General features: G+C 41.8%; 19 protein-coding genes. 9 read left to right on the top strand and 10 right to left on the bottom strand.

All coding sequences use genetic code 11. The features are described 5' to 3' along the window. Window positions 1-357: 357 nt before the first annotated feature. Complete coding sequence (locus F993_RS08920) at window positions 358-1,338, bottom strand: Tim44 domain-containing protein (RefSeq protein WP_004654688.1); 981 nt, start codon at window positions 1,336-1,338, stop codon at window positions 358-360. Window positions 1,339-1,433: 95 nt separating this feature from the next. Continuing rightward, the gene (gene radA / locus F993_RS08925; RefSeq protein ID WP_004654686.1) at window positions 1,434-2,822 is read right to left on the bottom strand and encodes a DNA repair protein RadA; all 1,389 of its coding nucleotides are present in this window, start codon (window positions 2,820-2,822) and stop codon (window positions 1,434-1,436) included. A gap of 358 nt (window positions 2,823-3,180) precedes the next feature. Between radA and F993_RS08930 the strand changes: the two genes are divergently transcribed. The 5 genes from F993_RS08930 to dapF all read left to right on the top strand — a co-directional run bounded on the left by F993_RS08930 (window position 3,181) and on the right by dapF (window position 8,921). Next, window positions 3,181-4,689 (top strand): alanine/glycine:cation symporter family protein, encoded by a 1,509-nt coding sequence (locus F993_RS08930; protein WP_004654685.1) that lies wholly within the window; start codon window positions 3,181-3,183, stop codon window positions 4,687-4,689. 304 nt (window positions 4,690-4,993) lie between these two features. After that, a complete protein-coding gene (locus tag F993_RS08935) occupies window positions 4,994-6,406 on the top strand; it encodes an amino acid permease (RefSeq protein WP_004654682.1) in 1,413 nt (470 codons plus the stop codon). Between the two features lie 141 nt (window positions 6,407-6,547). Continuing rightward, complete coding sequence (gene lptM / locus F993_RS08940; RefSeq protein ID WP_004654681.1) at window positions 6,548-6,787, top strand: LPS translocon maturation chaperone LptM; 240 nt, start codon at window positions 6,548-6,550, stop codon at window positions 6,785-6,787. 22 nt (window positions 6,788-6,809) lie between these two features. After that, window positions 6,810-8,060, top strand: coding sequence for a diaminopimelate decarboxylase (lysA, locus tag F993_RS08945; protein WP_004654680.1), 1,251 nt, complete (start codon window positions 6,810-6,812; stop codon window positions 8,058-8,060). A 6-nt stretch (window positions 8,061-8,066) separates the two neighbouring features. Beyond that, complete coding sequence (gene dapF, locus F993_RS08950) at window positions 8,067-8,921, top strand: diaminopimelate epimerase (RefSeq protein WP_004654678.1); 855 nt, start codon at window positions 8,067-8,069, stop codon at window positions 8,919-8,921. A 49-nt stretch (window positions 8,922-8,970) separates the two neighbouring features. Here the strand turns inward: dapF and F993_RS08955 are convergent, their stop codons facing one another. Then, a complete protein-coding gene (locus F993_RS08955; protein ID WP_032812720.1) occupies window positions 8,971-9,582 on the bottom strand; it encodes a LysE family translocator in 612 nt (203 codons plus the stop codon). Between the two features lie 162 nt (window positions 9,583-9,744). Here F993_RS08955 and xerA point away from each other — a divergent pair, with 162 nt between their 5' ends. The 4 genes from xerA (at window position 9,745) to gyrA (ending at window position 16,281) form a co-directional block, all read left to right on the top strand. Continuing rightward, complete coding sequence (gene xerA / locus F993_RS08960; RefSeq protein WP_171066052.1) at window positions 9,745-10,632, top strand: site-specific tyrosine recombinase/integron integrase; 888 nt, start codon at window positions 9,745-9,747, stop codon at window positions 10,630-10,632. Between the two features lie 438 nt (window positions 10,633-11,070). After that, on the top strand, window positions 11,071-11,820 hold the full coding sequence (locus F993_RS08965) for an electron transfer flavoprotein subunit beta/FixA family protein (RefSeq protein WP_004654672.1): 750 nt from the start codon (window positions 11,071-11,073) through the stop codon (window positions 11,818-11,820). A 17-nt stretch (window positions 11,821-11,837) separates the two neighbouring features. Further along, a complete protein-coding gene (locus tag F993_RS08970; protein WP_004654671.1) occupies window positions 11,838-12,773 on the top strand; it encodes an FAD-binding protein in 936 nt (311 codons plus the stop codon). Window positions 12,774-13,551: 778 nt separating this feature from the next. Then, window positions 13,552-16,281: a DNA gyrase subunit A gene (gene gyrA, locus F993_RS08975; RefSeq protein WP_004654670.1), complete on the top strand. Its 2,730-nt coding sequence runs from the start codon at window positions 13,552-13,554 to the stop codon at window positions 16,279-16,281. A gap of 46 nt (window positions 16,282-16,327) precedes the next feature. On the opposite strand, the gene F993_RS08980 is transcribed toward gyrA, so the two are convergent. From F993_RS08980 to F993_RS09010, 7 genes are all read right to left on the bottom strand, one after another. Continuing rightward, window positions 16,328-17,974 (bottom strand): ArnT family glycosyltransferase, encoded by a 1,647-nt coding sequence (locus tag F993_RS08980; RefSeq protein ID WP_004654668.1) that lies wholly within the window; start codon window positions 17,972-17,974, stop codon window positions 16,328-16,330. 14 nt (window positions 17,975-17,988) lie between these two features. Continuing rightward, window positions 17,989-18,372 carry a GtrA family protein gene (locus F993_RS08985; RefSeq protein ID WP_004654667.1) on the bottom strand — a complete coding sequence of 128 codons (384 nt, stop codon included), beginning with the start codon at window positions 18,370-18,372 and terminating at the stop codon, window positions 17,989-17,991. Further along, window positions 18,372-19,352, bottom strand: a complete 981-nt coding sequence (locus F993_RS08990) for a glycosyltransferase family 2 protein (protein ID WP_004654665.1) — start codon at window positions 19,350-19,352, stop codon at window positions 18,372-18,374. The genes F993_RS08985 and F993_RS08990 overlap by 1 nt, the downstream gene beginning before the upstream one ends. Continuing rightward, on the bottom strand, window positions 19,349-20,143 hold the full coding sequence (locus tag F993_RS08995; protein WP_004654663.1) for a ChbG/HpnK family deacetylase: 795 nt from the start codon (window positions 20,141-20,143) through the stop codon (window positions 19,349-19,351). Before F993_RS08995 ends, F993_RS08990 begins: the two co-directional genes overlap by 4 nt. 117 nt (window positions 20,144-20,260) lie before the next feature. Further along, entirely contained in the window at window positions 20,261-21,349 is a 1,089-nt protein-coding gene (locus F993_RS09000) for an ABC transporter permease (protein WP_004654660.1), read from the bottom strand. Continuing rightward, window positions 21,346-22,476, bottom strand: a complete 1,131-nt coding sequence (locus F993_RS09005) for an ABC transporter permease (protein ID WP_004654658.1) — start codon at window positions 22,474-22,476, stop codon at window positions 21,346-21,348. Before F993_RS09005 ends, F993_RS09000 begins: the two co-directional genes overlap by 4 nt. A gap of 3 nt (window positions 22,477-22,479) precedes the next feature. Further along, complete coding sequence (locus tag F993_RS09010) at window positions 22,480-23,643, bottom strand: HlyD family secretion protein (RefSeq protein WP_004654656.1); 1,164 nt, start codon at window positions 23,641-23,643, stop codon at window positions 22,480-22,482. Window positions 23,644-23,654: the final 11 nt, after the last annotated feature.

The raw sequence follows: 23,654 nt of genomic DNA, 5'->3' as shown, positions 1-23,654 counted from the left end.
GCTGAATGGCTGAATGGCTGAATGGCTGAATGGCTGAATGGCTGAATGGCTGAATGGCTGAATGGCTGAATGGCTGAATGGCTGAATGGCTAGATAAGAGGTGAGGTAGGGATAAATGATCGCAATAAAGTTGCTTTTATTCCCCAAAAGAGGAATAGTTTTTCCATAACTATATCCGTTAATATCAATAAACTGATCGTGCTAGGTTGTGTTTTCACACTTATAATAAGCATAAAGTATGGTTCTATTTACACTCCGCCATTCTCCGATATAGAGAGTGGCTTTTTTTATATGTATAAAGTAACAGGCAATAAAAAAGAGCTGTCGAAACAGCTCTTTTAGAATCAATAAAACAGGTTAAGCTTGTTGAATACCTGCAACAACCCAATCTTGCTGTGAACCAGCAGGCTTCACAAAATGCCAGATTTCAGCAAAGGGTTGAGGCAAGCTATTTAAGTCTTCGCTGACTGTACCTGTAAAGCGAACGCTCACGATGTATTGACCATTTTCAGTCGAACTTTCTACAACCATTGCATTGAGATTACTAAATTCAGCAACATCTTGGTCTTGGTTCGACATAATGTCGTTGTACATTGAGCTATATAGCTCAGGTGTTAAGTAACGGCGAATTTCTTCGACATTGCTTGCACTGTTCACTGACTGAATGTGGTTAAAACGTTGACGTGCAATACGCAAGAATGCAGCAGGTTCTGTACCATCTGGTAATTGATTGCCACTGCTCATTGACGCGCCACCAAATGGTGCTTGGGTTGGTGCACCACCACCGACAGACTGACCAAAGATATTGGTGTTGTCGCCAGTCTGGCGAGCAGTCGGTTGAGGTGGAGTTTGACGACCAAAATTATTTTGACCGCCATTGTTTGGAGCGTATGGGTTATTGGCTGCTAATTTTTTTTTTGCGCCTAATTTGCGGAAAACAAAGAAGGCGATCGCTGCAGCAAGAAGTACCCAAAGCCAGCTAGGGATGCCGCCTTTTTCTTCCTGTTGTTGCGCTTGTTGAGCTGCTTGTTGCTCAGTTGCAGTTGGGTTCTGTTGTTTGTCATCTGCCAACGCATTCGCTGCTACAGCACCGACTGCAGCACCTGCGACACCCGCAGCAACCATTGTACCAACCCCTGGACCAGATTTCTGTGGTGCAGTTTGTTGTTGAGGTGCTGGAGTTGCTTGGCGTGATGGTTGGTAAGATTGGCTAGATGAACTAGATCTGCTCATGCCGTGGCTTTTACCGCCACCTGCACGTTTTGCTTCCGCAAGCGGTGCAGCAACCAAAGTTGCCATTAAAAGAGCTGCCATCAAGCCACGCTGGTGTACTTGCATCGAAAATTCCTATTTAAATCCAATTTGTAAATGTATTTATGCATGTATTTCGATGCAATTTCAATAACAAAAGTATGTTTTTTTATGTCAAGCGATTAGCCTAACTCATCACTTAGCTGCATGGCTTCCGTTAGGGCTTCATGCAAACGCGCTACCGCAATGATTTGTACACCATCAATCGACTTCTGTGGTGCATTTCCTCGAGGTAAGATCACATACTTAAAACCATGTTTTGCCGCTTCTTTTAAGCGTTCTTGACCATTCGGTACAGGACGAATTTCACCTGAGAGCCCGACTTCACCAAACACAGCCAATTGCTGCGGTAAGGCTTTACCTCTTAAACTGGAAGCACATGCCAATAGCACGGCTAAGTCAGAACCCGTCTCTGTAATTTTTAGACCACCGACCACATTGACATAGACATCTTGTCCCGAAGTTTGTACGCCACCATGTCTGTGCATCACAGCCAGTAGCATATTTAAACGGTTTTGTTCTAAACCGAGAGCGACTCGACGAGGTTGCCCGTGTGCATCATCAACCAGTGCCTGTACTTCAACCAAGAGTGGGCGAGTCCCTTCACGGCTAATCATGACGATAGAACCGGGAATGGCTTCATCATAACGACTCAGGAAAATCGCCGATGGATTGGCAACTTCACGTAAACCTTTGTCAGTCATACCAAACACACCGAGCTCATTGACTGCACCAAAACGGTTCTTCACTGCACGGATCATGCGATAACGTGAATCTGATTGACCTTCAAAATACAGCACACAATCGACCATATGTTCTAAAACACGCGGACCTGCCAGAGAACCTTCTTTGGTGACGTGGCCGACAATGAATAAGGCTGTACCGCTATTCTTGGCGAAACGGGTCAGTAAAGCTGCAGACTCCCGAATCTGTGAAACACCCCCAGGGGCAGATTGTAACGTTTCGGTATAGAGCGTTTGAATTGAGTCGAGGATGGCCACTACAGGACGCTCTTGTGCCAACACTTCACAAATACGTTCGACACAGGTTTCGGCCATCACTTTGAGTGAGTCCGTCGGTAGATCCAAACGCTGGGCACGTAAAGCCACTTGCGAAAGTGATTCCTCACCTGTGACATAAAGGGCTGTGCTTTTTTTACTAGCCATATGAGTTGCTGTTTGCAACAGGATGGTAGATTTACCAATCCCTGGATCACCGCCAATTAAAACCACTGAACCGATGACTAGGCCACCCCCGAGCACGCGATCAAATTCGCTAATTCCTGTTGGTACACGGGTTTCATTGGAGACTGTGACTTGATTGAGCGTGGTAATACTGGCTGCTTGCCCCGCATAGCCGCCTATTTTTGCTTGGCCGCGATGTGTTACTGCTGGCTCAATTCGAACCTCAAGCAGGCTATTCCATTCGCCACATTCCGTACATTGACCTGTCCATTTGGGATGATCTGCACCACATTGTTCACATCGGTAAACGGTTTTAATTTTTGCCATAAGATAAAATTGAAAACTTTCTTAAAATTAGATAAAAAAGAATCAGGACGAAAATTTTTAACAATGCTGATCGTTCTTTATGGAATAACAAAACGAAGACGGCATGATTTCGTCGCAGATTGGTTAAAGGGAAGTGCTCAGAAAAATAACATGATATACAACTTTTACAAGTTATAGACAGTGTGTTTTTAGCAATCACTTTTTTTGTTCAATTCACTTTTTCCATGGATGGTGTTGGTGTGTTCGCTTATTTGTTGTCATGAGATTTTGATCGAATGGCATAGATATTGCTCATGCTCAGACGAACGGAAATTTAGCAGCGGCTATTTTTCAAAATATATAATAAAGGTTGATGTCTATGAGTGCAGCAGAAATTGTAAATTGGATCAATGGAATTATCTGGAGTCCAGCGCTGATCTATTTATGCCTCGGTGCTGGTTTATTTTTTTCTATTTTAACTCGGTTTGTTCAGGTTCGCCAAATTAAGGAAATGGCAAAGCTATTAATTAATGGTTCATCCTCCGCACAGGGAATTTCCTCATTCCAAGCGCTGTCAGTGTCCTTATCTGGACGTGTCGGGGTCGGTAATATTGCGGGGGTGGCGGCAGCAATTGGATTCGGTGGTCCAGGTGCTGTGTTTTGGATGTGGTTGGTTGCATTTTTGGGTGCAAGTACCGCGTATGTCGAATCCACCCTTGGTCAAATTTATAAGGTCGAATATCAAGGTGAATATCGTGGTGGGCCTGCATTTTATTTTGACCGTGGCTTAGGTCAGCGTTGGTTAGGGATTCTCTTTGCGATTGCTGCGATTGTTTCTTGTGGTTTGTTCCTGCCGGGTATTCAAGCCAATGCAGTCGGTAATGCATTTACCCAAATTACAGGTCAGGGCGCCATCGTATTTGGCAATGTCGGTACTTATAAATTATTGGCCTTAATCGTGATTGTTTCTTTATTGGCAATCATTATTTTTGGTGGAATTAAGCGTATTGCCCGTTTCGCAGAGCTGGTTGTTCCATTTATGGCCTTGGGTTATATCTTGATGGCCGTGATTATTGTGGCGATGAATATCCAAGAATTACCTGGCGTGATCAAACTCATCTTTGAAGATGCATTTTCGCCAATGGCAGGGATTGGTGCCGCCATTGGTTGGGGAGTAAAACGTGGTGTTTATTCCAATGAAGCAGGACAAGGTACTGGACCGCATGCCGCTGCAGCCGCAGAAGTTCAGCATCCAGCGCAACAAGGGTTTGTGCAAGCTTTCTCCATTTATGTCGATACGCTATTTGTGTGTTCTGCAACAGCCTTTATGATTTTGATTACTGGCATGTATAACGTACAGGGTACCTTAGAAGCAGGGCAATTTATTGTGCAGAATGTTGCACCAGCAACTGAAATTGGTTCACCTGCATTTACGCAAATGGCTGTTAGTACCGTGTTTGGTGGTTTTGGTCAGATCTTTGTTGCCTTAGCTGTATTCTTCTTTGCCTTTACCACGATTGTGGCCTATTACTATATTGCTGAAACAAACATCACTTATCTGAGCTATATTACCAAAACGCCATCTCTTTTATTTATCACCAAATGTTTCATTATGATTTCTGTGGCCTATGGTGTCCTTAGTGCAACAGGTTATATCTGGGGGATCGGTGATATTGGGGTGGGGCTGATGGCATGGATCAATATCATCGGCATTATCGTAACCTATTTTGTATGGAAACCGACCATTAAAGCACTTCGAGATTATGAAGAGCAGCAAAAGGCGGGTGTCAAGGAGTTTATATTTGATCCAGTTAAACTTGGGATTCAAAATGCGACGTTTTGGGAAGAGCGTTTGAAGAAGAAACAGCAACAATCATCTAATGATTGAATTATAAATCAATTTTTGGATGAATGTTTTGGAATAGAAAAGAACAGTTCGAGTGAGTTCACCGTTCTTTTCTATAATTCGGTTTTGTCTTACCTGCGTTGTCCTGATAAGTTCATTGTATTGTTTTGGCCTTGTGCGTATGATCGAATTCAATTGTATTTAACTTGAAAAATACAGGTAAAAAATTGCTTAGCTGAATTCAGCCAATCTATAGATAACGAGAAAAGATATCGAAAATGGTACGAATCGTTATTGAGAGCTGATCTTAGCTAATGAACTAAAAACACTGGAGAGTTTTTGTAAAATGTCGAATCAAAATCTGAGTGAGGCTGCTGAGCAAAGCGGACTTCACCGTAGTCTATCTAATCGACATCTACAGTTGATTGCGATTGGCGGTGCAATCGGAACAGGGTTGTTCATGGGGTCTGGTAAAACCATTAGTTTGGCTGGACCATCTATTCTGTTTATTTATATGACCATTGGTTTGATGGTGTTCTTCGTAATGCGTGCATTAGGGGAACTGTTACTATCCAACCTTAACTACAAATCTTTTATCGATTTATCGACGGATTTAATTGGTCCTTGGGCTGGTTATTTTGTTGGTTGGACCTACTGGCTTTGTTGGGTCACGATTGGTATCGCAGATTTATCAGCCATTATTTACTATCTGGAATTCTTTAATGGTGGCGAGTCATTTACACCTTTAGGTGGTCTACTGATTAGTACTGTGGCGATCCTGTTTGTACTGGGTTTGAACCTGGTCACCGTAAAACTGTTCGGTGAAATGGAGTTCTGGTTTGCAATGGTGAAGATCACCGCAATTATTGTCTTGATTGCTGTTGGTCTATGGATGATCTTTACTGGATTTACCAATGCTTCTGGTACGGTTGCAAGTGTTTCGAACCTTTGGACACATGGTGGCATGTTCCCGAAAGGTCTTGATGGATTCTTGGCAGGCTTCCAGATTGCGATTTTCGCCTTTGTTGGTGTGGAGTTGGTCGGGACTACGGCTGCAGAAACGCAAGATCCGAAACGTAACTTACCGAAAGCGATTAACTCGATTCCAATCCGTATCATTATTTTCTATGTATTGGCATTGTTCGTGGTGATGTGTGTAACCCCTTGGGATCAAATCAATCCTAAAGTGAGTCCATTCGTAAATATCTTCTCACAAGCAGGTATTGCTTCTGCCGCGATTATCATGAACTTGGTGGTATTGTCGTCAGTGATGTCATCAATGAACAGCGGTGTATTCTCAACTAGCCGTATGTTATTTGGTTTATCAACGGATGAGCAAGCACCAAAGCTATTTGGTAAATTATCAAAGTCTGCAGTTCCTGCAAAAGCTTTGATTTTCTCATCAATCTGTATCTTCATTGGTGCGTTTGTTCAGTTCGTTTATAAATTACAAACGGGTACTAACGATGAAGTAACAGCATTCACGCTTGCAACAACACTATCAACGATTCTGTTCATCTGCGTATGGATCATTATTATGTGGAGTTATATCAACTACCGCAAAAATCGTCCTGAACTGCATGCGCAATCAACATTTAAACTGCCTGGCGGTGTGTTTACCTGTTGGGTGGTGATTTTATTCTTCCTTGCAACAATCTACTTCCTTGCCTTGGATGAAACCACGTTGGAATCACTCAAAGTTAGCCCGATCTGGTTTGTTATTTTGGCAATTGGTTATTTCTTCTATAAGAAAAAGTAATTCTTTATCCGATTTAACACAAAACGCCGACCTCAAAGTCGGCGTTTTTTTATGGTTATTGTTTGATTCATTCAAGTTTAGACTTTAGCCAATCTAATGATCACGCTATACTGCTCCGAATTGTAAAAGTTAGGTGCACAGATGCTTAAAGTCATTTGTTCTATCAGTGTATTGCTGAGCAGCGTTATTTTAACTGCATGTGGTCAGTCAGGTGCATTGCAATTACCATCTGATCAAAATCAGGATAAGCGCGCTAAATATCTGCTTTATAAAAATGAAGCACCTCAGGCTAAGGCTTCATCTGATGCAAAAGCAGATCAAGCAGAGGTAGAACGCCAAGCAACATCGTCAACGACTCAATCACAGACCATCTCACCTTAAGTTTGTAAATAAGGACATCTTCATGAGTTTCACCCGCATTAATGGAGTATTGCACGCTGAGCAATGTTCACTGGATCAGCTCGCACAGCAATACGGCACGCCTTTATATGTGTATTCAAAAGCAACTTTTGAAAAGCATTATTTGGATATGCACCGTGCTTTTGATTTTATTGATCATCAAATCTGTTTTGCGGTGAAGTCAAACTCAAACTTAGCTGTTCTTCGTGTATTGGCAAGGGTCGGTGCCGGTTTTGATATCGTGACGGGTGGAGAACTGGCGCGTGTACTTGCTGCAGGCGGCGAACCATCGAAAATCGTATTTTCAGGTTTAGGTAAATCTGAAGCCGATATTGAAAAAGCCTTAAATGTTGGGATTGCTTGTTTTAATGTCGAATCACATGCCGAACTAGATCGCATTCAAAAAGTCGCAGCAAAACTTGGGAAAAAAGCACCAATTTCGTTACGGGTAAATCCAGATGTAGATGCCAAAACCCATCCTTATATCTCTACGGGTTTGAAAGAAAACAAGTTTGGTATTCCAAGTGATACCGTTGATGAAACTTATCAATATGCAGCATCGTTACCGAATCTTGAGATTGTTGGGATTGATTGTCATATCGGTTCACAGTTGACTGAGACCAAGCCTTTTGTGGATGCACTTGATCGTGTCATTTTGATGATTGAGCAATTGAAAAACTTGGGTATCAACCTCAAACATATTGATATTGGTGGTGGTTTGGGTGTGCGTTATAAAGATGAAACCCCGCCAAGTGTTGAAGAATATGCCAATTCAATGCGCCCAGCTTTAGAAAAGTTGGGTCTCAAAGTCTATATGGAACCAGGGCGCAGTATTTCTGCCAATGCAGGTGCATTAGTCACCAAGGTAGATTTGTTAAAACCAACAAACCATCGTAACTTTGCCATTATTGATGCGGCGATGAATGATTTAATTCGTCCTGCTTTATATGAAGCATGGATGGATATTCAGTCGGTCAATCCAAATCCTGATGTCGAAGTTAAAACTTGGGATTTGGTTGGTGCGATCTGTGAAACTGGCGATTTCTTGGGTAAAGAACGTGATTTAGCACTTCAGGAAAATGATGTGTTGGCGGTATTGGGTGCGGGTGCTTACGGTTTTGTGATGAGCTCTAACTATAATAGCCGTGGCCGTGCTGCTGAAGTTATGGTCAGTGGTGATCAAGCCTATTTAATTCGTGAACGTGAAACCATAGAATCACTCTGGGAAAAAGAGCGTTTGTTGCCTGAGGAGTAAATTAAGATGTATTTAGAATTTACCAAAATGCATGGTCTTGGCAATGATTTTATGGTCGTTGACCTTGTGACCCAGCGAGCTTATTTAGATACAGTCACGATTCAGCGTTTAGCTGATCGTCATTTCGGTGTGGGTTTTGATCAACTACTGATTGTTGAGCCACCTGATTTGCCAGATGTCGATTTTAAATATCGAATTTTTAATGCCGATGGTTCTGAAGTCGAGCAGTGTGGTAATGGGGTACGTTGTTTTGCTCGCTTTGTACATGAGCGTCAACTCACGACCAAAACCAAAATCCGTGTGCAAACCAAAGCAGGGATTGTTGAACCTGAGTTGGGCGCCAATGGTTGGGTTCGTGTCAATATGGGGCCACCAAAATTTCTGCCAGAAGAAATTCCGTTTGTGACCCAAGCGCATGAAGATATTGAAGGTTTATATGCACTGGAGCTTGCAGATAATCAGAGCATTAATATTGATGTTGTGAATATGGGTAATCCGCATGCGGTGACCATTGTTCCTGATGTATTAACTGCTGATGTTGAGCGTATTGGTCCACAAGTGGAATCACATGCGCGTTTTCCTGCACGTGTGAATGCTGGATTTATGCAAATTCTGGATGAAAAGCATATCCGTTTACGTGTGTTTGAGCGTGGTGTCGGTGAGACTTTGGCCTGTGGTACAGGGGCTTGTGCAGCAGCAGTCAGTGGTATGCGCCGTGGTCTACTTGCCAATGAAGTTGAAGTGCAGCTTGCTGGCGGTAAGTTACATATCGCTTGGCGTGAAGGTGATGTGGTGTGGATGACTGGTCCAACCACGCATGTTTATGATGCACGTTTGGATTTAAGATATTTCCAAGGCTGATGATCTAAGATTTAAAAAAGCGCGTTATTTGAAACGCGCTTTTTATTGTTTATCTTTTGCCGAAAGCCAGTTTCAATGCAAACAAAATAAAAATACTGCCTGTGATGCGATCCATATAGCGAATGAATTTAGGCTGTTTTAAATAAGCAGAAATGGACTGCATCGCAGCGATCAAAAAAATTGACCAGATCAACCCGATTAGCACATGAATCATCACCAGTCCCATGGTCCAAATAATTGGAGAGGAAGACTGTGGAATGAACTGGGGCAAGAAAGAAATATAAAAAATACCGACTTTCGGATTCAGTAAATTGCCCCAGAAACCTTTAATAAACCAGTTTTGGGTCGTTGTAGAATCATTTAAACCTGCGAGCTGGCTACGAGGTTTTAGAATAAGATTGAGTCCTAACCACGTGAGATAAACTGCGCCCATCCACTTCAAGGCATTGAAGGCCAGATCCGAAGTCATCAGCAACGCACCTAAACCACAGGCCACAATGATTCCCCATACAATACAGCCAAGATTAATTCCTAAAGCAGCTTGGAATGCCTTCGCTTTACCTTCCAAGGTCGCAGTGCGAATAATCAGCGTGGTATCTAGACCTGGAGTAATGGTTAAGATAGTAATTGCGAAGAGATAGGGAATAAGCATTGTTGTCATCATAGTAGCGCCACTCAAAACTTTAAAATGATTGTATTACACAGGCATCAATTCTTCGATATTGGTTTAGCGATAAATCGCAGTAAAATTTGCTAGACTATCGTTGTTGGTATCGGCATAACACTGGAGAGCAATTTGGAAAGCCCTGAAAAACTGCTATCCATGTGGTTAAAAGAACGGATCATTCAAAATCAGTCTGAGCATACAATTGCAGCCTATCAACGTGATTTAACCGATTTTTTTAAATTTTGCGAATATAAACAATTACAACTACCAGATGTTGAGGCTTCTGATTTGCGGGAGTATTTGGCTGCGCGTGTCGAACGAGACCAATTAAGCTCTAGTAGTTTACAACGTCATTTAACATCGATTCGCCAATTTATGAAGTGGGCAGAACAAGGTCAATATCTGGAGCAAAATCCATCCGAGGATTTTAAATTAAAACGTCAACCACGACCTTTACCCGGTATGATTGATATTGAGACTGTGCATCAAATTTTAGATCAAGCAGCGCCAGAAAAGCCGATCGAACAACAATTATGGTTACGTGATAAAGCCATGCTCGAACTGCTTTATTCCAGTGGTCTTCGTTTGGCAGAATTACAAGGATTGACGATTAAAGATGTTGATTTTAACCGACAGCTTTTACGTATTACGGGTAAGGGCAATAAAACTCGAATTGTCCCATTTGGTGGCAAGGCCAAGGACAGTTTGGTGGAATGGCTGAAAATCTATCGAATTTGGCAAGGTGGTTTTAATGCGGATTCAGCTGTTTTTATCTCGCAGCGTGGCAATGCTTTAACACCACGCCAAATTGAAAATCGAGTCAAATTGCAAGCACAGCGAGCAGGTGTCAATGTTGATTTACATCCACATTTATTAAGGCATTGTTTTGCCAGTCATATGCTGTCTGCCAGTGGGGATTTACGTTCTGTGCAGGAGATGCTAGGGCATAGTAATCTATCGACCACCCAAATTTATACCCACGTTGACTTCGAACAACTGGCTAAAGTGTATGATCAAACCCACCCAAGAGCGCAAAAAAGCTAAATTTTGATATATTATGTTGCAAAATTGAGCATTTAATCATCGACTACTTTTCCACTTTATTTGTGAGATTTGTTGAATTGATGTTCTTACTTAATTGACGCCTTTTTTTAAAAGTGAAAAGACAGGAAAATTTATCAGAAACGATCCGTTACAGATCATCCTTATTTACATAAAAAAGCCTGTTTTAGATTGTTGAATTTTATAAAATATTAAAAAAATCAAAGTTTAATATTCATCAGGTTGATAAACTAAATTTGTAGTGCCAATCACTATTTTCAATATGTGAACTGAGCGTTTCATCTTTTTTATGGCTGTAGCGGAAATTGTGACTTGACCGAAATGCCAAATACATTGCAAGATAGGGCACCTAAAAAGTTTCAATCGAAGAGTTAGAATGCTCTTCATTACATTTACTTGCTTAGAACAGCCGAGGATTACATGAAGGCTCTTGTCGCTGTAAAACGTGTGGTTGATGCCAACGTTAAAGTTCGTGTTAAGCCGGACAATAGTGGGGTTGACCTTACCAACGTTAAGATGTCAATCAACCCATTCTGTGAAATCGCAGTGGAAGAAGCGGTTCGCTTAAAAGAAAAAGGAACAGTTTCTGAAATCGTTGTTGTTTCAGTGGGTTCTAAAGACGCTCAAGAACAAATTCGTTCTGCAATGGCTTTAGGTGCTGATCGCGGTATTTTAGTTGAAACTGCTGATGAAGTTGGCGCTTTAGAAGTTGCTAAAATCTTAAAAGGCGTTGTTGATGCTGAAAAACCAGAACTTATTCTTCTTGGTAAACAAGCAATTGATGACGACTCTAACCAAGTAGGTCAAATGCTTGGTGCTTTACTTGGTGCTGGTCAAGGTACTTTCGCATCTGAAGTTAAAGTTGACGGCGGTAAAGTTCAAGTAACTCGTGAAGTTGACGGCGGTTTGCAAACTGTTGAGCTTGCACTTCCAGCAATCATCACGACTGACTTACGTTTGAATGAGCCACGTTACGCTGCTCTTCCAAACATCATGAAAGCGCGTAAAAAGCCACTTGATACCAAATCACCTGCTGATTATGGCGTTGCAACAGGCACTAAGCTTAAAACAATTAAAGTTGAAGCTCCTGCTGAACGTAAAGCTGGCGTACAAGTGAAGTCTGTAGACGAGCTTGTTGAAAAATTGAAAAACGAAGCGAAAGTGATCTAATACAGAAGGATAAAATCATGAGTATTTTAGTTATCGCTGATCACAACAACCAGACACTTAACGGTGCAACTTTAAACGTTGTTGCGGCAGCTCAAAAAATCGGTGGTGATATTACTGTATTGGTTGCTGGTTCTGGCGCTCAAGCAGTTGCAGACGCTGCTGCTAAAGTTGCTGGTGTGAGCAAAGTATTACTTGCTGACAATGCTGCTTATGCAAACCAATTGGCTGAAAACGTTGCTGGCTTGGTTGCTGACATCGCGAAAGGCGGATACAAATACGTATTAGCTGCTTCTACTACAACAGGTAAGAACGTTCTTCCTCGTGTTGCTGCGCTTCTTGACGTAAGCATGATCTCAGACATTATCGCTGTTGAATCTGCAAATACGTTTAAGCGCCCAATCTACGCAGGTAACGCAATCGCAACTGTTCAATCTGACGAAGCAATTATCGTGGGTACAGTTCGTGGTACAGCGTTTGACGCAGTTGCTGCTGAAGGCGGTTCTGCTGCAATTGAAGCAGTTGCTGAAGTGAAAGATGCGGGTATTTCTACGTTTGTAAACGAAGAAATCGTGAAACTTGATCGTCCAGAATTAACTGCTGCGCGTATCGTTGTTTCTGGTGGTCGTGGTGTAGGTTCTGGTGAGAACTATCACAAAGTACTTGACCCATTAGCTGATAAGCTTGGTGCTGCTCAAGGTGCTTCACGTGCTGCGGTCGATGCTGGTTTCGTACCAAATGACTTCCAAGTTGGTCAAACTGGTAAAATCGTTGCGCCAGATCTTTATATGGCGATCGGTATCTCTGGTGCGATTCAGCACTTGGCAGGTATGAAAGATTCTAAAGTTATTGTTGCAATCAACAAAGACGAAGAAGCGCCAATCAACAGTGTTGCTGACTACTGGTTAGTGGGCGATTTGAACACTGTAGTACCTGAATTGGTATCTAAACTTTAATTCGCTCTGAATAAAAGTTGAAGAACGCTCCGAAAGGGGCGTTTTTTATGCCTTAAACGCTTGGATAATTGTGATCACAGTTTATTTTGTTGTTTTAGCCATCATTGGTGGGATATGGCTATTTTTAATGATCTGGGTTAACTAAAGATCGTGTTGAGCATAATGTGCGTCGTATTGAGGTTATCCGAACAATACATCCCATGTGTACTGGAATCCCCAATTGCTGTTTCAATGACACTAGAATCAAAAATAAGAGCTATTTGTCGTGGGGGGTGGGATGGAGCTATAGCGGGTTTATTTACGCCGATTAGCATATCATTCATTTTAAGGTGGCTTTTATTAAACAAGCTTTGGGTTACCTTTTGCTATTTTATAAGTCAGCGACAGAATTCCATATATAAAATGTTTTAAATAAGGCTCGGATTTGTCGGCCTGTAGACTAAAACTTAATATGTATTATCGCGCTGAAACAACCAGCTAAATCTTATTTGATTCAACACTTTTATTGAATCATTTGATGAACTTTTGCTCAAAAAGTCTTCGAATCTATTTTTATCAATGCATATGATATTTGATAATTTTAAGTTGTTAATTTATATAATTTTTTTATTGTAAAAAAATGCTATTTTTAAATACTTAAACTCACAGTTGGTTTGTGCTTTATGCTATAATTTTTCGCTGTATTTTTTATTTTTAGTTCAAGTCTTTGAGCTGAATTTTTGCAAGATTGAAGACATAAAAACAGGTACAACTCTCTACCTGTAAACAAGGAGTATGCATGAGCGTATCGGAAATCAGACCGATTGCCATTGAGGACGAACTCAAGCATTCATATCTAGATTACGCGATGAGCGTAATCGTATCTCGTGCATTGCCAGATGTGAGAGACGGTCTAAAACCTGTTCATCGTCGCGTATTATATGCGATGCACGAATTGGGCAATGATTATAACAAAGCGTACAAAAAGTCTGCTCGTGTTGTCGGTGACGTGATCGGTAAATATCACCCTCATGGTGACAGTGCAGTATACGAAACAATTGTTCGTATGGCGCAGGACTTCAGCTTGCGTTATATGTTGGTTGATGGTCAGGGTAACTTCGGTTCGGTCGATGGGGATAGCGCAGCAGCAATGCGTTATACCGAAGTTCGTATGCAAAAACTTACCCATGAAATTTTGGCCGATCTAGAAAAAGATACGGTTGATTGGGAAGATAACTACGATGGTTCTGAGCGTATTCCTCAGGTGATGCCAACGCGTATTCCAAATCTACTGATCAATGGTACGACGGGTATTGCGGTGGGTATGGCGACCAATATGGCGCCACACAACATGACTGAAGTGGTGAATGCATGTTTGGCTTATGCCAATAACCCGAATATCTCTGTAGAAGGTTTGATGGAGCACATTACTGGCCCAGATTTCCCTACAGGCGGTATTATTTACGGTAAATCGGGCATTGTAGATGCTTACCGTACGGGTAAAGGTCGTTTGCATATTCGTGGTAAGTATCACTTCGAAGAAGACCAGAAAACAGGTCGTACCACGATTGTCTTTACTGAAATTCCTTATCAAGTCAACAAGGCAAAAACCATTGAGCGTATTGCCGAGTTAGTCAAAGAAAAGAAACTTGAAGGAATTTCTGAGCTTCGTGATGAGTCTGATAAAGAAGGGATGCGTATTGCCATCGACTTGAAGCGTGGTGAAAACGCTGAAGTTGCAGTCAATAATTTATTCTTGCATACCCAATTACAAAACTCGTTCAGCATCAACATGGTCTGCCTTGATAATGGTCAGCCAAAGTTGATGAACCTGAAAGATATTATTGCGGCATTCATCCGTCACCGCCAAGAAGTGGTGACACGCCGTACCATGTACGAATTACGTAAAGCACGTGAGCGTGGTCATATCTTAGAAGGTTTGACAGTTGCCTTAGCCAATATTGATGCGATTATTGAAACCATCAAATCTTCTGCCAACCCAGCTGAAGCGCGTGAGCGTTTACAAGCAGGTGAGTGGGCTGGCGGTGGTGTTGTTGCTTTATTGGAAAAAGCAGGCGCAATTTCTGTTCGTCCAGATGAAATTGAAGGTGAAGACCCAGCACGTCCATTTGGCTTGTCGGGTGATATCTATCGTTTGTCACCAACTCAGGTTGGCGCGATCTTAGAATTACGTTTACACCGTTTAACAGGTCTAGAACAAGACAAGTTACACGCAGAATATACTGAAATTTTAGGTCAAATTGCTGAATTAACTGCAATTCTAAATGACTTTAACTTGTTGATGAATGTGATTCGTGAAGAACTTGCGTTGATCTTGCAACAATATGGTGATGGTCGTCGTACTGAGATTGTCGAGTCTGGTGTTGATTTCTGCCGTGAAGATTTGATTCCTGAAGAGCAAGTTGTATTGACTGTGTCTCAAACAGGTTATGCAAAAACTCAACCACTGTCTGATTATCAAGCGCAACGTCGTGGTGGTCGTGGTAAGTCTGCAACAGCCATGAAAGATGATGACATCATCCAGCATTTAATTGTGGCATCAAACCATGCAACGGTACTGTGCTTTACCAATGTGGGTAAAGTCTACCGCTTACGTGTATTTGAAGTGCCACAGGCTTCGCGTGGTGCAAAAGGTCGTCCGATTATTAATTTGCTTCCATTGGATGCGAATGAAACCGTGACTGCGATCTTGCCGTTGACGGAGTTCCCTGAAAATCACTATGTGTTTATGGCAACTGCGTCAGGTACGGTAAAACGTGTTGAACTTGCTCAATTTAGTAATGTCCGTTCAAACGGTTTACGTGCGATTGAGCTAAATGAAGAAGATACCTTGATCGGTGTTGCGATTACCGATGGTAATCAGCAGATCATGTTGTTCTCGAATGAAGGTAAGGCAATCCGTTTTGCTGAAACTGATGTTCGTGCCATGGGTCGTACTGCCAAAGGTGTCCGTGGTATGCGCGTAAGCTTCGCCAGCAATACCATTGAAGCTGAAGATGCTGATGTTGAAAATGATGACAGCGATGACAATGATGATTCATCAGATTCAAATGTTGTTAGCCGTATTGTCTCCTTGGTTGTCGTCCCTGAAACGGGTGAAGTGCTGTGTGCATGTGCCAATGGTTATGGTAAACGTACCCCAGTCGATGACTTCCCGACCAAGAAACGTGGTGGTAAGGGTGTAATTGCGATTAAGACCAGCGAACGTAATGGTGAGCTTGTTGGCGCAGTATCGATTGATGAAAGCAAAGAACTGATGTTGATTTCTGATGGCGGTACATTGGTACGTACTCGTGCAGCGGAAGTTGCAACTACAGGTCGTAATGCACAAGGTGTTCGTTTGATCCGCTTGAGTGATGCTGAAACCCTAGTTGGTGTGGTATCTATTGAAGCAGTAGAGGATGACGAAGAGTTAGATACGATTGATGAAGTAGAAAATACTGAAGCCGAAGCAATCACTTCTGAAGAAGTGGCAGCTGAGCCGAAAGATGATACACCTGAGGCGTAACTCTTTTCAGTAAGAAAAAAGGAAGCTCATGAGCTTCCTTTTTTCTTTAGATATTCTGGTTAAACAAAAATACATCATAGTTACGGTAATGCAGAGTTTTGACGTTTGGATGATCTGGTTTGTAGCCTCCAGGGTTGCTCACAACGACTACGGGATGCTTCTGCTCTATCATGTTTTGGAGTTGCTGCTTATTCCATAAATATTGTTTACGCTCAGGTTCAAATAACAGCCCATCTTTAAGTTCTAGTGAGGAATTATCTGTCTTCACACTCTCCCAATCATTGACGATATAAACTGGTGTTTTTAAGTTTAATAAAAAGGGAAGGTCATAGAAGTAATTGTAGTAGAAAACGATGTCCGAATTGGGGTTCATCGATTTTGCAAAATCAATTTGATCAGCATTGTTCTTGGCGTCGAGAACGCTTACTGCTGCTGAAATTGAGGTGCAGAAGACAATTAAGCTTAAAAAGATTGCAGTTAAATAATCTATTTTCTTCTGTTTAAATAACAGCATTAAGCAAAATGGTACGAAACATAAAATTGCGCCTATCGTGTAAATCTGAATTGCGCGAGCTTGATAGAAAACATGATTATTCTTTATCAAATGTGGTGCAAAGGAAATCCCAATCCCGAGGACAAAAATAAAAACAGCAGTCCCCCAGATTTGCAGTTTAGTTTTATCTGAATTCTTCAATGCAGCACGTACAGCAACAGCAAGTAAGATTGCGATTGGTGCTACCGCAGGTAAGATATAGCCTGCCAATTTTGAGGGAGGGATAGAGAAAAAAATACTCACAGATATAAACCACCAAAGGCATAGCGCGAGTAAAGAAGAAGAGAGTGATGTTTGAAAAATATGTTTTGAGAATTGAAACCGACTCACAAACAACCACGGTAAAAAGCTTATAAACAGAATGAGATAATAGAAAAACCAAGGTTGTTTATTGTTAAATGCATTGGAGCTGAAGCGGCTGAATTGTTGATCGATAAAAAAATAGTGTAAAAATTGTGGGTATTTTAATTGAACTAAATAGACCCATGGCGCAGTGAGGGCAAGAAAGAATAGAATAGCAAATGGGTTGAGTAAGGCCGGAATTTTTCTCCATTGCTGGGTGTAAAGTAACCATGGCAGTAAAACCATGCCGGGGATTAACACGCTAATTAAGCCTTTGCTTAAGAAGCCGGCAGCTGCGGCAAAGTAAGCTAAAAATAAAACTGACTTTTTCCCTGAGAGAGTGAAGTCAACAAAACTTAAAATACAAACCGTCATCCATGATGCAACCAGCAGGTCATGGTTGATATATTCACTGCTACCATAAAATAATAAACTGGTTGATAGGATAATGATGCTCAGTTGGGCTATTTGTTCTGAAACATGCTTTTTTAAAAAAACAAAAAGGCTGATTAGCATCAGGCAGCCAGCTAAAGTTGGAACCAGTCGTAGCACCCAAATGTGTACCCCAAACACTTCCATTAAAGCTGTTGAAAGCCAATGCAGTAACGGGGGTTTGTGCATAAATGGTAAACCATTGAGGCGTGGAATCAGCCAATCCCCAGATTCCAACATGAAACGGCTGATGTCACCATATCGTCCTTCATCTGGGACTGATAGCGGGCGTATCCATGAGCTGATCAATAACCAAAACGGTAAAAAAAGAAGTAAAAACTTGGATGAGCGCAGCCATTGTTGCATATATCGAATCCCTATTATTGAAATGCAAAATAACGGTTGAGAAAAAAAGTAAAAATTGAAGTAAGACCAATACTAAAAATCACCAATATGGAAATTGGGGTATTGAGGTAATGATGGCTAACTAATAAAACCGATTCATTCAACATGAATCCTAGCCCAGCAACGACCATAAACTTCTTCAGTGTTTGACTGTGCAGTAGATGTGTGGCTTGAAAAGTAAAAATACGATGACCAAAATAGCTGATCCAGAAAGCCACTAGAAAGGCGAGCAGATTTGCGTATTTTAATGAGATTTGGTATTGCGGCTGTATCAGTAGAATGACCACAAGATAGTGGGTACATGCAGCAATTAAACCAACAATACCAAAACGGAAAAACTGTAGGAAATGAGTTTGCATCAGAGAGAAGCGACATTATTTTGTTTATCTTGTATTAGAGATTTGGGCTGAATATGTGAGTATTCTGCTGAGACAATATATTTCGGTCGGTTTTTAACTTCGGCATAAATACGACCAATATATTCACCTAAAATACCAATGCAAAGTAGTTGAATGCCACCTAAGAGGGTCATTCCTGCTGCAAGCGTGGCCCAACCAGGGATACGGATACCTTCAAGCATTGTTTCAATAATGATCCAGAATCCATAACTCATTGCAAATACAGCAAGTAGGGCGCCGAGGTAAATACATAAACGTAAGGGTAAATCTGAAAACCCTGTTAATCCTGACATTGCCAGCTGGAACAAGGCTTTAAAGTAGAAACTAGATTGTCCATATTGGCGTTGTTGCTCGCTAAAATGAATCCCTATACTTTTAAAACCGACCCAAGCAAATAGTCCTTTCATATAGCGGTTTTTTTCAGGTAAGTTTTTGACAGCATTAACAACCTTTGCATCGAGAAGACGAAAATCACCTGCATTTTCAGGAATATCAACTGTAGAGCTGAGATTTAATATCTGGTAAAAGCCCAGTGTAAAAAGCTTTTTCAACCAAGATTCGGTACTTCGATCCCGAATGCCATACACCATCTCATAACCACTATTCCAAAGCTGAATCATGGTTGGAATGGCATCTAAAGGGTGCTGGAAATCGGCATCAATCAATAAGGCTGCATCACCCGTTACGTGATCCAGACCTGCACTTAAGGCTGCTTCTTTGCCAAAATTCCGTGATAGAGTAAGGATACGCAATGGATAGTCGTCGAGCATTTGCTGTAAAACTGCAATACTATGGTCTTGGCTACCATCATCTACAATGATGATCTCATAGCGTAAATTTTGTTGTTCCAGTTGCTGTGCCAAAGCAGGGATAAAATTTTTCAAATTTTCTGCTTCGTTATAAGCTGGGACGACACATGATAAAAATGGACTGTTTATCATAATAATATATCCATTGGGGTCAGCGAAATTTGATAGATTCGACAATCATCACGAAACTGAGATGAACTGAGGTATTGGAATTCTCGGACACGTGCTTGAGCAATTGGATCCTGCCGATCAACTGCTTGCATGGCTGGATGACACATGATTAATAAATTATCTTGCGCACGCATTAACCACTGCTGATTGAGTTGCGCATAGTTTTCGTATTCAAAATCATATATACCTGCGAAATACTGATTTTGAGGAATATTTTTTTGCTTGCACTGACTTGCTAAGCTTGCAGCCCCCAGTGCTGAAAGCAAACGTGTTTTGATGGTGTAATTAGGTGTGCTGAGGGGATGTTGCAGGTTTCTGATCCATCCTTGAAAATTTGTTTGCTTGAGGAAGGAAAGTAAAGCATCTCGAATGATCGGAAATTGATGGATATGCTGATGTCCATCGATAAAATCGGGTTGTTTTCCCATCGCTGCAACAAACGCATTCCATTGTTGCTCAATACTTTGTTGAATAAGCTTGCTGTCTAGCTGTCGGCTCCATGCTTTGAGCATTAATCTTGGCAGTGAGAATGTTGTGGTTGTTGTGCTAAATCTATGGGTGAAATTTAGGTGTAAACCGACATTAATATTGTTGGAGATTGGCTTGAGTTGCTGTGCTGCAATAGGCCAATGCTCCGCTTGTGTCATGCAGGAAGTTGCATGTAAAGCACCTGTTTCGATCAGTAATAGAATCGCATCTGAAATTTCAGGATTCATTGCGAAGTCATCAGCGCAATAGCAGATTTTAGCCATATCCATGCCTCAATTCAGATGGACTAAAAGGTAAGCTAAATTTAGTCTTACCTTTTAATATCTACGATTGAAGCAATATGCCAAGAGATCCTTAATATCAACTTAAAGCGGAAAACACTATTTTTTAACCAGTCGATGATAAGAAATCGCCAATAATATAGCAGCGACTGTCGTAAGATAAATCAGTTTTGGCACCACAATTGAGGTAGGTACACCCATCTGATTCAGTTGAACAAAGAGTTGTACGCCGTGGGTTGAGGGCAGTGTCCATGCAAACCATTGCATCCATATCGGCATCGCTTCATGTGGCCATGCGGTACCTGTCAGCAAGAACAAGGGTACTGAAGTCACTACAATCAAATGACCAACCCGCTCTGGCATATCAACCAGTGAACCGACCAACATACCCAAACCAATCACGCAGCTGACATAGATTGGCACGGCAAGTAGCATGCCCCAGAAATTACCGCCATGTGGATATTCATATAACCAGAAGGTAAAGCCAAATAAATACAGGCAGCCTAAACAACCTGAGGTAAAGATCGCTGCAAAAGTTGCCCAGAACTCGATGGGTTTTGCCACCCAGCCTTGTTCACGGTAACTGGCGATCAGCATCGCCAGACCGAGCAGAATAGTCTGATGAATAATTAAACTAGCCACAGCAGGGAAGATATAACTGCCATAACCCGACATGGTATTAAACAAAGGAATTTGGTGGATCGAAATTTCTGGTTCAAAAGCAGAAGCACTTCCAAACTTTTCGAGATGCTCTTTCAGGGTATATTCAATCGAACCAGCTAAACCGACACCTACTTCTTTGGTCCGGATGAAATAAGCTGTACTCAAATACAAGCCAATACCGCCCATTTCACCGCGTTTTAAGCTATTGGTCAGGTTTTCAGGAAGTAGCAAAATACCTTCAGCTTGCTGGTTTTTCACCATGCGCTGTGCTTCGAGAAAGTTATCTGTCACGGTGGTGATCTGGATATGCGGACTATTCGATGCTTGGCTGATGATTTTTGAGGTCAAAATGCTCTGTTCTTCATCCACAATCACAATCGGAATATCTTCTGCGGATTGTGCTTTATAGGCAGTTGGATAGAAAAAACTATACAGCAAGATCGCGGCAATTAGGGTGGTAAACACGGAGCTATTGGCGAAAATGTTTTTAAAGGTCTGTAGGTAATAACCGAAAAATGATTTCATGAGCATAGCTCCTGAGTATTTTTCCTTAACAGACGCACGCTCAGTGCAAAGAATAACCCTGCAAAAATCAGCAATATCCCCAATGGAACCAGTGAAACATACAGATCACTACCAATAATCCATTGTTCAGTCTGTAGTTTGGCATAAGGCGTGTAAGGAATAATCATCGACCAGAATTGAGTAAATGCGGGTGCATTATTCAAGGGCAGGGTAATGCCTGAGAAGCTCGGTGATGATCCTCCGTAGAGTGCAATAAAACCAAAGGTTTTAGGTAAATTCTGTGTTGCCAAAACTACAGTACTGCTAATCACGGCATAGGCAAAATACAGCAAAAACTGTGCAACAAGGATCAGTGTAAGTGAACCTGCGATAAAGTAACCACGAATATGTGCCAGCCAGAACATCCAGCACCAAGTCCAGGCACAGAAAATAAAGACATAGAGCAGGATTTTACCGAATAGGCTAGAGATGATTTGTTTTGAGTTTACCCATTCACCGACGGTCTTGCGTTTAAATTCCTGACCGATGGCAAAAGCCACACAGCAACACAGTAATAAATGTAAAACTGCTGGCACCATAAAAGGTTCCAGAAACAGTTCATAACTCATGCTTGGATTATACAGAGTTGAGATTTTGATATGCGGCGTGGGCATATCTAAATAGGGAATGCTATTGGCTAAATAACTGTGCCCCATATAATCCGCCATACCATTCAAGGTGCTAATCAACATGGCTGAGGAAATGGTATTCCCGATACTAAAAAAAGACTGGTTATATGCAATACTGATCTGCGCATCTTGGGCTTTGACCAGACGTTGTTCAGCACCTTCAGGGATCATCACGAATCCCCAAGCTTCGGTTTTATTGATCAGTCGTTCGGCTTCATCTTGGCTGGCAGTAATAGTGTTAACCTTCAAGGTGTGATTGATGCTCAGTGCGTGAATCACTTTACGGCTCATTTCACTTTGATCTTGATCAATCACCACTATCGGTAAATGTTCGGCTTTACCCGCGGAAAACATGCTGCCAAACAACAGAATCACCAGCAAAGGGGCAATGACCGCCATAAACAAATCAACTTTATGGCGTTTTAAATAGCGCAATTCCCGCAGCATCACTGCAAACATCGCTTATTTTGCCTCTTCAATTTTAAACAACACACTCATACCGACTTTTAAATCTGGAATACTTTGCTCTGGGACTAAATGAAACTTAAAACTGCGAATATCATAACCGCCTGTTTGGCGAGTGGTTTTGATGGTCGCAAAGTCACCTTCGGCATCAATATTCTTGACTTTAAAAGTGGCTTTTCTATTTAGGGCAGGAATAAAGCCTTCAATCGTTTTCATTTTATAAACAGAGCTATACATGTCTTCGCGGACATTTAAGCTGACCCACAAATCATGATCTTCGATAATACTGACCACAGGAACCGCAGTTGCTACCAATTCTGTTGGTTTACCATAGGTCTTAGATACGGTTCCATCTGTTGGTGAATACAGCTTAGTTTCTTCAGTTAAGGCATTGGCTTCTTTCACTGCCGCTTGCGCCATCGCAACTTGTGCATCGGCCGTTGATTTTTGTTGTTCAGTACTACCGCGTTTGGCACGTGCATATTGTTGGTACGATGCTTCGGCTGTTTCACGGGCAGAGGTTTGGGCCGCTAGCATTTCGTCACGGCGTTGACGGGAAATGACCCCTTGTTGAAATAAGGTTTCACCACGCTTGTAAGTTGTTGCTGCTAACTCCGCTTGAGTTTTCATCGCTTGCCAATTGGCGTACAGTGTCTCGATATTTTCTTGCTGTGCACCACGATATACCGTTGAATGAAAAGCAGTCGCGCTTTGTAATGCCGCTTGAGCCTGTTCTTTTTTCGCTTCTAACTCAGGACTAACAAAACGAACCAGTGCTTGACCTTTTTTAACAGCTTGACCTTCAGACACATAAAACTCTTCAATCCGGCTCGGGACTTTGGTGCTGATATGAACGGTTTCTGATTCAACCCGACCTTGTAATTCAATCGCTTGTGGCTGATAGGCTTTCCATAAACCAAATGCAATCAGACCTAACAGCAGAATTAGAATAATTAAGCCGATGATTTTCGCCTTGCCTTTTTTGGGTGGCTCGGCGGGTGGTTGCTGTGTATTTAAGTTTGAGGTCTCAGGTCTCGGCTGTTCTACCTTTTCTGTAGAGGTCACTTGTGCTTGAGAGGGCTCAGAAGCTTGAGTCTCAGTCTTATTTTCCACTTGATCTGTATCGCGTTCTGAATTAGATGATGATTGATCTTGGCTCATAAAATTCTCCA

The sequence above is a fragment of the Acinetobacter proteolyticus genome (assembly GCF_000367945.1).
In the GTDB taxonomy this organism is placed as follows: domain Bacteria; phylum Pseudomonadota; class Gammaproteobacteria; order Pseudomonadales; family Moraxellaceae; genus Acinetobacter; species Acinetobacter proteolyticus.
The sequence above is the reverse complement of the archived record's forward strand: the minus strand, read 5'-3'. Positions and strand labels throughout refer to the sequence as shown.

Excerpts from the sequence above, each read along its gene's own strand:
- F993_RS08965 (WP_004654672.1), top strand. The coding sequence starts at position 11,071 with ATGAAGGCTCTTGTCGCTGTAAAACGTGTGGTTGATGCCAACGTTAAA.
- radA (WP_004654686.1), bottom strand. The coding sequence starts at position 2,822 with ATGGCAAAAATTAAAACCGTTTACCGATGTGAACAATGTGGTGCAGAT.
- F993_RS08935 (WP_004654682.1), top strand. The coding sequence starts at position 4,994 with ATGTCGAATCAAAATCTGAGTGAGGCTGCTGAGCAAAGCGGACTTCAC.
- gyrA (WP_004654670.1), top strand. The coding sequence starts at position 13,552 with ATGAGCGTATCGGAAATCAGACCGATTGCCATTGAGGACGAACTCAAG.
- F993_RS08955 (WP_032812720.1), bottom strand. The coding sequence starts at position 9,582 with ATGACAACAATGCTTATTCCCTATCTCTTCGCAATTACTATCTTAACC.
- dapF (WP_004654678.1), top strand. The coding sequence starts at position 8,067 with ATGTATTTAGAATTTACCAAAATGCATGGTCTTGGCAATGATTTTATG.
- F993_RS09010 (WP_004654656.1), bottom strand. The coding sequence starts at position 23,643 with ATGAGCCAAGATCAATCATCATCTAATTCAGAACGCGATACAGATCAA.
- F993_RS08970 (WP_004654671.1), top strand. The coding sequence starts at position 11,838 with ATGAGTATTTTAGTTATCGCTGATCACAACAACCAGACACTTAACGGT.
- F993_RS09005 (WP_004654658.1), bottom strand. The coding sequence starts at position 22,476 with ATGTTTGCAGTGATGCTGCGGGAATTGCGCTATTTAAAACGCCATAAA.
- lptM (WP_004654681.1), top strand. The coding sequence starts at position 6,548 with ATGCTTAAAGTCATTTGTTCTATCAGTGTATTGCTGAGCAGCGTTATT.
- F993_RS09000 (WP_004654660.1), bottom strand. The coding sequence starts at position 21,349 with ATGAAATCATTTTTCGGTTATTACCTACAGACCTTTAAAAACATTTTC.
- xerA (WP_171066052.1), top strand. The coding sequence starts at position 9,745 with ATGTGGTTAAAAGAACGGATCATTCAAAATCAGTCTGAGCATACAATT.
- F993_RS08985 (WP_004654667.1), bottom strand. The coding sequence starts at position 18,372 with ATGCAAACTCATTTCCTACAGTTTTTCCGTTTTGGTATTGTTGGTTTA.
- F993_RS08995 (WP_004654663.1), bottom strand. The coding sequence starts at position 20,143 with ATGGCTAAAATCTGCTATTGCGCTGATGACTTCGCAATGAATCCTGAA.
- F993_RS08990 (WP_004654665.1), bottom strand. The coding sequence starts at position 19,352 with ATGATAAACAGTCCATTTTTATCATGTGTCGTCCCAGCTTATAACGAA.
- F993_RS08980 (WP_004654668.1), bottom strand. The coding sequence starts at position 17,974 with ATGCAACAATGGCTGCGCTCATCCAAGTTTTTACTTCTTTTTTTACCG.
- F993_RS08930 (WP_004654685.1), top strand. The coding sequence starts at position 3,181 with ATGAGTGCAGCAGAAATTGTAAATTGGATCAATGGAATTATCTGGAGT.
- F993_RS08920 (WP_004654688.1), bottom strand. The coding sequence starts at position 1,338 with ATGCAAGTACACCAGCGTGGCTTGATGGCAGCTCTTTTAATGGCAACT.
- lysA (WP_004654680.1), top strand. The coding sequence starts at position 6,810 with ATGAGTTTCACCCGCATTAATGGAGTATTGCACGCTGAGCAATGTTCA.